General features: G+C 41.1%; 4 protein-coding genes. 3 read left to right on the top strand and 1 reads right to left on the bottom strand.

Features of this window, described 5'->3' with window-relative positions:
* Positions 1–146: 146 nt before the first annotated feature.
* Complete coding sequence (locus tag IM475_RS01690) at positions 147–791, bottom strand: Uma2 family endonuclease (protein WP_287726481.1); 645 nt, start codon at positions 789–791, stop codon at positions 147–149.
* Here IM475_RS01690 and IM475_RS01695 point away from each other — a divergent pair.
* The 3 genes from IM475_RS01695 to IM475_RS01705 all read left to right on the top strand — a co-directional run bounded on the left by IM475_RS01695 (position 790) and on the right by IM475_RS01705 (position 8,444).
* The gene (locus IM475_RS01695; protein ID WP_287726482.1) at positions 790–1,749 is read left to right on the top strand and encodes an enediyne biosynthesis protein UnbU; all 960 of its coding nucleotides are present in this window, start codon (positions 790–792) and stop codon (positions 1,747–1,749) included. The genes IM475_RS01690 and IM475_RS01695 overlap by 2 nt on opposite strands.
* Before the next feature lie 118 nt (positions 1,750–1,867).
* On the top strand, positions 1,868–7,828 hold the full coding sequence (locus tag IM475_RS01700) for a type I polyketide synthase (RefSeq protein WP_287726483.1): 5,961 nt from the start codon (positions 1,868–1,870) through the stop codon (positions 7,826–7,828).
* A 49-nt stretch (positions 7,829–7,877) separates the two neighbouring features.
* Complete coding sequence (locus IM475_RS01705) at positions 7,878–8,444, top strand: hypothetical protein (RefSeq protein ID WP_002762574.1); 567 nt, start codon at positions 7,878–7,880, stop codon at positions 8,442–8,444.
* Positions 8,445–8,633: the final 189 nt, after the last annotated feature.

Consider the following 8,633-nt stretch of genomic DNA (forward strand, 5'->3'; position numbering starts at 1 on the left):
TTGGAGTATAGCAAATCATGTCGAGAACTGGCAAATATAGCTCGATTTTTGTTTATTGTTGCGGTAAAAACGCCTAACTGTAGCATTTGGGCAGATTACTTCATAAGTTGCAGTTCAGCTGGCTTGAGCGAGATTTCAGGTCAAACTTAAGCCAAATCTCGCCAATCTATCCCTAAATCTTGTAATTTCCGAGCCATCTTTTCTGCCACTTCTTCAGGGGTGGGAACAAGTTTACCTTCAGGGGTAAAAAAGCGTAATTGGCTGTCATGAATCCCTAAAAATAATTCTAACTGTTGACTCCATAACCAGCCCTGTTCATTCGCTGCAATTTCTTCGTATTTTCCTACCATCAACTGAAAACCCTTAAATTCTAAACTATTGGGATCAAACCAAAAATAGTTAGGAGTCCGGAAAGTTTCCTGATAAATTTCTTTCTTGAGACCTCGATCAGTTTCTGCCGTTGAATCAGACAAAATCTCGATGATGACATGGGGATATTTCCCCTCTTCTTCCCACACTACCCAACTTTTACGCGGTTTTCTTGCTACTCCCAAAACCACAAAAAAATCAGGACCCCTAAAATATTCTGATTTACGTTGATTGGGACTGTAATAAATAGTCAGATTACCAAAAGCATAGAAATCTTGGCGGTCTTTCCATAATAACTCTAGTGATTGGATCAAAAGCATCAATTGACGCAGATGTAACTCTGTTTCCATAGGGGGTTCATCACTCAGTAAATCACTTTTGGGAAAGATAATTTCCTTTAACTCATCTTCAACAATAACCATGACGACCACTCAATTATTTAATCTTCCCTATTTTAGCTCTTCAGTAGAGCGTTCTACTGTTTCCTATCAACCTAATCGTTTAGCAGGATTACGACGCTTTGCCATAGCGATTACCTTTCTCAATATTTTAGGTCATACTGTCCTCGGATTTGAACAATCTTGGGCGCAACCTCTGGTGGCTTTAGCAACAGGTTACAGCGTAGAATTATTATTAGAAAGCGTTGATGCTGGGGTAAATGGCTTTAAACCTAGATATTTAGGAAGTATCGGTCAGTTTATCGATTTTCTGCTTTCTGCCCATATTACCTCATTAGCGATCGCTATGTTACTCTATGCTAATGAGCGTTTATTTCCGATTATGTTTGCAGTAGCGGTGGCTATCGGATCTAAAGCAATTTTTCGGTTAAAAGTGGCGGATAAAACCCGTCATTTTCTCAATCCTTCTAATTTTGGTATTAGCGTTACCTTACTCTTATTTCCCTGGATTGGCATCGCGCCCCCCTATCAGTTTACCGAGAATTTAAGCGGTTGGGCAGATTGGATTTTACCCGTCTTAATTGTTTGTACGGGAACGTTTTTAAATGCCCGTTTTACGCGTAAATTGCCTTTAATTGCCGGATGGTTAGGGGCTTTTATCTTACAAGCAATCCTTAGAAGTGCTATCTTTCACACAGCGTTAATCCCCGCCCTATTACCCATGACAGGGGTGGCTTTTGTCCTCTTTACTTTCTATATGGTAACGGATCCGGGAACAACACCGATTAACCCCCGTGAGCAGATAATTTTTGGGGCATCTGTAGCCGTTGCTTATGGCATTTTGATGTCCTTTCATCTTGTTTTTGGGATGTTTTTCGGATTGACACTGGTGTGTTGTTTCAGAGGTTTGATTTTAGCGTTTGAACCCTTAAAAGCAAAATTACCCCTAGTACAGGCTTCCAGCCTGTTATCAAGTCCTTAACCAATATATTATGCGGTTTTTGTGGGCAAAGCCCACCCTACAGCTTTTAGCTACAAACTACAAATGAAAAGGGCGTAAGCCTTACGCTCCTACAGTAACATTCTCCTGGTCATTGACTATGAAAGCTTCTCCTCAAATTGCTATTGTTGGTATGGCTTGTCTTTATCCTGATGCCGATTCTCCACAGGAATTATGGGAAAATGTCCTGTCTCAGCGTCGCGCATTTCGTCGCTTTCCCTCAGAGCGATTATCGTTAAGTGACTACTATTCTCCCGATAAAAGCACCCCCGATGTCATTTATTCGACTCAAGCTGCCGTTATTGAGGGCTATGAATTCGATCGCATTGCTTATAAAGTGGTGGGGAGTACCTTTCGTTCGGCTGATTTAGCCCACTGGTTAGCCTTAGATATTGCGTCTCAGGCGTTGAATGATGCGGGATTTCCCAACGGAAAGGGGTTAAATAAAGAAACAACCGGAGTTTTACTGGGAAATACCCTCACAGGCGAGTTATCGCGGGCTAATACCTTAAGACTGCGTTGGCCCTATGTGCGTCATAGGGTAGAAGAACAATTATTAAAAGAAGGATTATCGGACAAAGAACGGCAAATTTTCTTAAATGAATTAGAAAATCGCTTTAAAGAACCCTTTGAACCGATTGGAGAGGAGTCTTTAGCGGGAAATCTCGCGAATACGATAGCGGGGAGAATTTGTAATTATTTTGACTTAAAAGGGGGCGGATATATCGTCGATGGGGCTTGTAGTTCCTCTTTACTGGCAGTAGCGAATGGTTGTTCGGCTTTAGTCGCTCAAGATTTAGATATCGCTTTAGTCGGGGGTGTGGATATTAGTATGGACCCTTTTGAGTTGGTGGGTTTTGCCAAAACGGGAGCCTTAGCCTCTGGGGAGATGAAAGTGTATGATCAAGGGTCTAATGGGTTTATTCCGGGGGAAGGCTGCGGTTTTTTGGTGTTAATGCGTCATGAGGATGCCCTAGCCCAAAATAAACGGATTTATGCTGTTATTCAAGGTTGGGGGATTTCTTCCGATGGCAAAGGCGGAATTACTCGTCCAGAAGTGGAAGGACAGTTATTGGCTTTAAATCGCGCCTATAAACGGGCTGAATTTACGGGGGATACTATAGCTTATTTTGAAGGCCATGGTACGGGAACGGCGGTGGGTGATGGAACCGAATTAGAAGTTTTATCTCGTATTCATCCAGATACGGTAAATAAAGCCGTTATTGGTTCAATTAAAGCGAATATTGGCCATACTAAGGCGGCGGCAGGGATAGCAGGGTTAATTAAGGCGACTATGGCGGTTCATCGTCAAATTTTACCACCAGTGACGGGATGCGATCGCCCTCAGGCTCGGTTAACCGAAGACAAGGCAAGATTACAGGTATTAAAAGAGGGGAAAATCTGGCCAAATTCCTTACCTTTACGGGCAGCAGTGAGTGCCATGGGTTTTGGGGGCATTAACAGTCATATTATCATCGAGGGATTAAGTCAGATTCGTCGTCACACTCTAACGCCACAGGAACAAAAATTAATCCATTCTCCCCAAGATGCGGAGTTATTCCTATTGAGTGCAAATAGTCAAGAAGACTTACAAGCACAGGTTAATCGGTTATTAAATATTGTTCCTCGCATATCCCAGTCAGAAATGACCGATCTTGCCGTTGAATTAGCGAAAAAGGTAAATCCTCATTTACCCTATCGTCTGGCCATTATTGCATCTTCCCCCGATAGCTTAACCAATCACCTTGTAGGAGCGCAAGGCTTGCGCTCGTTGATCCCCGCCGGTCAAAATTTAGATAATATCTTTACCAATCACGAAAAACAGATCAATAAAATAGGTTTTCTCTTTCCGGGGCAATCCGCACCAGTTTATCTTCATGGGGGACTCTGGGAAAGACGTTTTCCTGTGATTAAACAATTATATAACAAGGCTCAGTTAGCCAAGGGTAAGGATAACACGGTGACGAATATTGCTCAACCGGCGATCATTACGGCTTGCCTAGGGGGGTTACAACTCTTAGAAAACTTAAATATTAAAGCAGATTTAGCCATAGGACACAGTTTAGGGGAATTATGCGCTTTATTTTGGGCAAATGCCTATGATAAGACTCAATTAATTAATCTAGCTAAAATTCGCGGTCAAGCAATGGCACAACTGGGCCACCCAACAGGTAGAATGGCCAGCATTAACGCCGATGCAGAAACGGTTAAAAGTTTATTAAATGGACGTATCGTTGAGATTGCGGGATTAAATTCACCCTATCAGACAATAATCTCAGGAGAGGCCTTAGGGATTAAAGATGTTGTTGAAAAAGCCCAAAATCAAGGCATTAAAACCGTTTATTTGCCTGTCTCCCACGCTTTCCATTCTCCCCTAGTGGCCCGGGCTGTGCAACCCTTAGAAGATTATTTACAAACTTATCCCTTAAATTCCCTACAAAGAACGGTTATTTCTACCGTAACGGGCGAAAAATTGCCATTAAATACCGACTGGCGCTCGCTTTTGTTAGAACAAATGACCTCACCGGTGCGCTTCATCGATGCAGTCAAGTCAGCAGAGAAAGAGGTTGATTTATTCATTGAAGTGGGTTCTGGTTCGATATTAAGCCGTTTAGTGGCAGATATAACGGATATTCCCGTAATTTCTCTCGATAGCAGTAGTGAGTCTTTACAAGGGTTATTGAAAACGGTTGCAGTGATGTTTGTTAATGGTGTCAAGGTTAACTATCAAGGGTTATTTGAAGATAGATTTAGTCGTCCCTTTCATTTAGACTATCAACCCCATTTTATTGCCAATCCATGTGAGATCAAGGCAAAGGGCAAAAGTCAACAGGCAAAAGTAGAGAATATTGATCTTTTATTACCTAATCATAGCCAAAACCTGAAACCTGAAACCTCAAACCTGAAACCTGAAACCTCAAAAATTGAAGTTATTCGTCAATTGGTGGCACAAAAAACAGAGTTACCCCTAGAAACCATTGAAAATCATCATCGCTTGTTGGCGGATCTGCACCTTAATTCTATCAGTGTCAGTCAATTAGTGATCGAAGCAGCGCGTCAGTTAGACTTATCTCCTCCCCATTCACCGACAGATTATGCCAATGCAACTATTCAGGATCTAGCAGCAGCTTTAGAAGAATTAGGCAAAAATAATCCCCAAATTCCTCAAGAATCAATCCCTATGGGTGTTGATAATTGGCTGCGTGCGTTTACGGTTGAATTAATCGAAAAACCGTTAATTAAATCAGATAAAAAGCAAATAAATCGAAAAAAAGCGGGAAATTGGCATATTATCGCCCATGCTGATCATCCTTTATTGCCTAACTTATCTGTTTTACAACCCACCTTAAAGCATGAGCAGGAAAAAGGGATTATTATTTGTTTAAAACCCTATCCTGATGAATCAGAAATTGATTTGCTTTTAAAAGGGGCAAAATTATCTATAAAAGAGAAAAAAACCTTGATTTTGATTCAACAAGGAGGAGGATATGCGTCCTTTGCAAGAACTTTTTATCTAGAAAATCGTCAAATTCCTACCTGTGTCATTGATATTCCTTTTCATCATCCCAATGCAGTTAATATCATTCTCTCAGAAATCACTGCAACCGATAGCTATACAGAAGTTTATTATGATGAAAACGGAAAACGGTTTGTTCGTCAATTAAACTTGTTAGGGTTAGAAAAAGATACCGATAACCCTAAGCAGAAAAAAGACCTAAAAAGGCCAAATAAAAGCAAAATCAAGGAGCTTCTTTTGGTGACGGGAGGAGGGAGAGGTATTGCCTCAGAATGTGCCTTATCCTTAGCTAAAGAAAGTAAAGCCACCTTAGCGATTTTAGGACGTTCTCAACCTGAAGATAACCGAGAATTAGCCGAAAATTTAGCAAGAATGAAGTCTGCAAACATCCAAGTCCATTATTATTCTTGTGATGTCAGTGATGCTGAGTCAGTTCAGCAAACTATCGCCGAAATTAAGACAAATTTAGGAGAAATTACGGGAATTTTACACGGTGCAGGGGTTAATACACCGAAATTAATTCAACATCTCGAACCAGAAGATTTCTTAGCAACTTTAGCCCCAAAAGTCAAGGGTTTGCAACATATCTTAACGGGAATTAACCCCGATTCTCTCAACTATTTAATCACCTTCGGTTCAATTATTGCCGAGACTGGATTGAAAGGAGAAGCAGACTATGGGTTAGCCAATGAATGGTTAGGGAATATTGTAGCGGAATTTAGTCGAAAATACCCTAATTGTCGCTGTTTAAACCTAGAATGGTCGGTTTGGTCCGGTATTGGCATGGGAGAACGTTTAGGAACAGTTGAAAAGCTAAGAAATGAAGGTATTACCCCTATTTCTCCCGATATTGGCATTAAATACTTACATTTACTTTTAAATCAATCCCTACCCACTGCCTCTGTCATCATCGCCGGGCGTTTTGGTGAACCGCCGACTTTAAGCTTAAAACCGCAAGAATTATCTTTTTTACGCTTTTTAGAGACAAAGAAAGTTCATTACACGGGAATTGAACTGATTACTGAAGCAGAATTATCCTTAGACAATGATCCTTATTTACAAGATCATGTTTATCAAGGAGAATACATTTTCCCCGGTGTCCTGGGGTTAGAAGCGATCGCGCAGGTGGCCACTGCATTACTCCCCACCTTAGCAAGGAAGGAGGATCAAACTCTTAACAAGGGGGAAAACCAAGATCCCCCTTCCGTCCCCCTTAACAAGGGGGAAACTGGAGGATTAAGGTTTGAATCGGTTAAATTTAACCGTCCGATCGTGGTTTCTGCCGATCAACCCTTAAAGATACAAATTGCTACCTTAATCACCGATTCTGGAAAGGTTAAGGCCGTTATTCGCTGTGCCAATACAGGGTTTAGTATCGATCATTTTGAAGCCATCATCAGCCATTCTTCTGTGGCGGAGCCAGACTGTCGCCCAATGATTCCCCCTGTCCCCCTTAAAGAAGGAAAAAATAACCCTCAAATTAATCCAGATACGGACTTATATGGTCATTTACTGTTCCATAAAGCAAGATTTCAACGAATTAAGGGTTATTCTCATCTCAAAGCAACCGAATGTATTGCAGAAATTAAGATTGAGCAAAAAACTGCTTGGTTTAGTCGTTATTTACCTCAATCCCTGATTTTAGGCGATGCAGGGGCAAGAGATGCCGTTATCCATGCTTTACAAGCTTGTGTTCCCCATGCCACTATTCTACCCACTGGCATAGAACGCTTAACGGTATATTCTGTCAATTTAGGCGAAAATCAGTTTGTTTCAGCCAAAGAAAGACTGCATCAAGGAGATACCTTTGTCTATGATCTTGAGGTATTGGATGACGAGGGGAATCTCTTAGAAGTGTGGCAAGGATTGGAATTAAAGGTGATTAAACACAGAAATCCTCAAGATCCCTGGATTCCAGCCCTTTTACCCTGTTATTTAGAACGAAAGATTAAGGAGGTGATGCCTAATGTCGATTTAACTTTAATTCTCGATCAGGATGCAACGGTAGAAAGACGAGTCAGAAGCGATCGCAGTTTAGGGATGTTAACCTCATCCCCTAGTGTAATTCAGCGTCGGGGGGATGGCAAGCCCGAATTAAGCGATAACGAGACGGTTTCGGTATCTCATGCCGAAGATTTAACCCTTGTGCTTAAGGGTGCGTCAGGATGCGATCTGGAACCGATTATCCCCCGTGATGTGCAGATGTGGCGCGATTTATTGGGGGAAAATTCCTTTAATTTAGCGGAGGTAATTAGTCAAGAGAATCATGAGGATTTTAATATGGCAGCGACTCGCATTTGGTCTGCTAAAGAAAGTATTAAGAAAGCGGGTTTGAGTCTCGATATCCCGTTAACTTTATCGTCTTTCTCTCAACAATTAACCCCTTTATCCCCTATTTTGTGGTTATCTTCAGGAAAGGATTTAATCATCACTTTACCTGTTTCTTTCCGAGAAATCAAGACAGCTTTCATCTTGGCAATATTTGTCCAAACAGTTCCAGAAAAATCGAACTTACTTCAGACAGAACCATTAAAGGTTTTCTGATAAAAATTATCCAGTTTTACCCTTTTTTAAACCACAGGAGAACCAAATCATGACTACAGTTCGACAAATTCCCAACCAAAGAAACCCTATTCAACTGATTTCAAATATCATCCGTTCTTTCGTTTATGCGATGAATGGACGCTGGCATAAATTGGGGATGCAAATCTTTATGATAGTGACTATTGCCCACATCTCAGAACATATTATTCAAGCTTATCAATTGTGGGGTTTAGGATGGCCGAGACCGGAGTGTTTAGGGTTGTTAGGACTCTGGAAACCTTGGTTAATGCGCTCGGAATGGCTACACTATGGACACGCTCTTTTTATGTTATTAGGGTTAGCTATTTTTCGGCCTTCTTTTCATGGAAAAGCTCGTCTTTGGTGGGATTTGGCCTTAGGATTACAATTCTATCATCATTTTGAACACGCTTTACTCTTAGGACAGGCAATTATTGGTCAAAACTTATGGGATTCTCGCGTTCCTATTAGTATTGGACAAATTTGGTTTCCTCGGTTAGAACTGCATCTTTTCTATAACTTAATGGTTCTAATTCCCATGATGATTGCCATGTATTATCATCGTTTTCCACCTATGAATGAGGGGAGATTAGTTTAAATTTCAGCCAAAGTCAAAGAAAGTATTAAGAAAATGGGGGTAAATGAGTATTTAACGTCAGTTCGGGATAAGGGAGGAAAGAAAAGGCGGGGGCTAGTAAGCTGAAAAATATATAAACTCAGCACCCCCAACCCATCTATGTCTAGTCTAGAAGCTCTTTTCTGTCATGTCGACGACTTCTGCCGTGTA

Origin of the sequence: Microcystis sp. M061S2 (assembly GCF_020245605.1) — a bacterium.
Lineage (GTDB): Bacteria > Cyanobacteriota > Cyanobacteriia > Cyanobacteriales > Microcystaceae > Microcystis.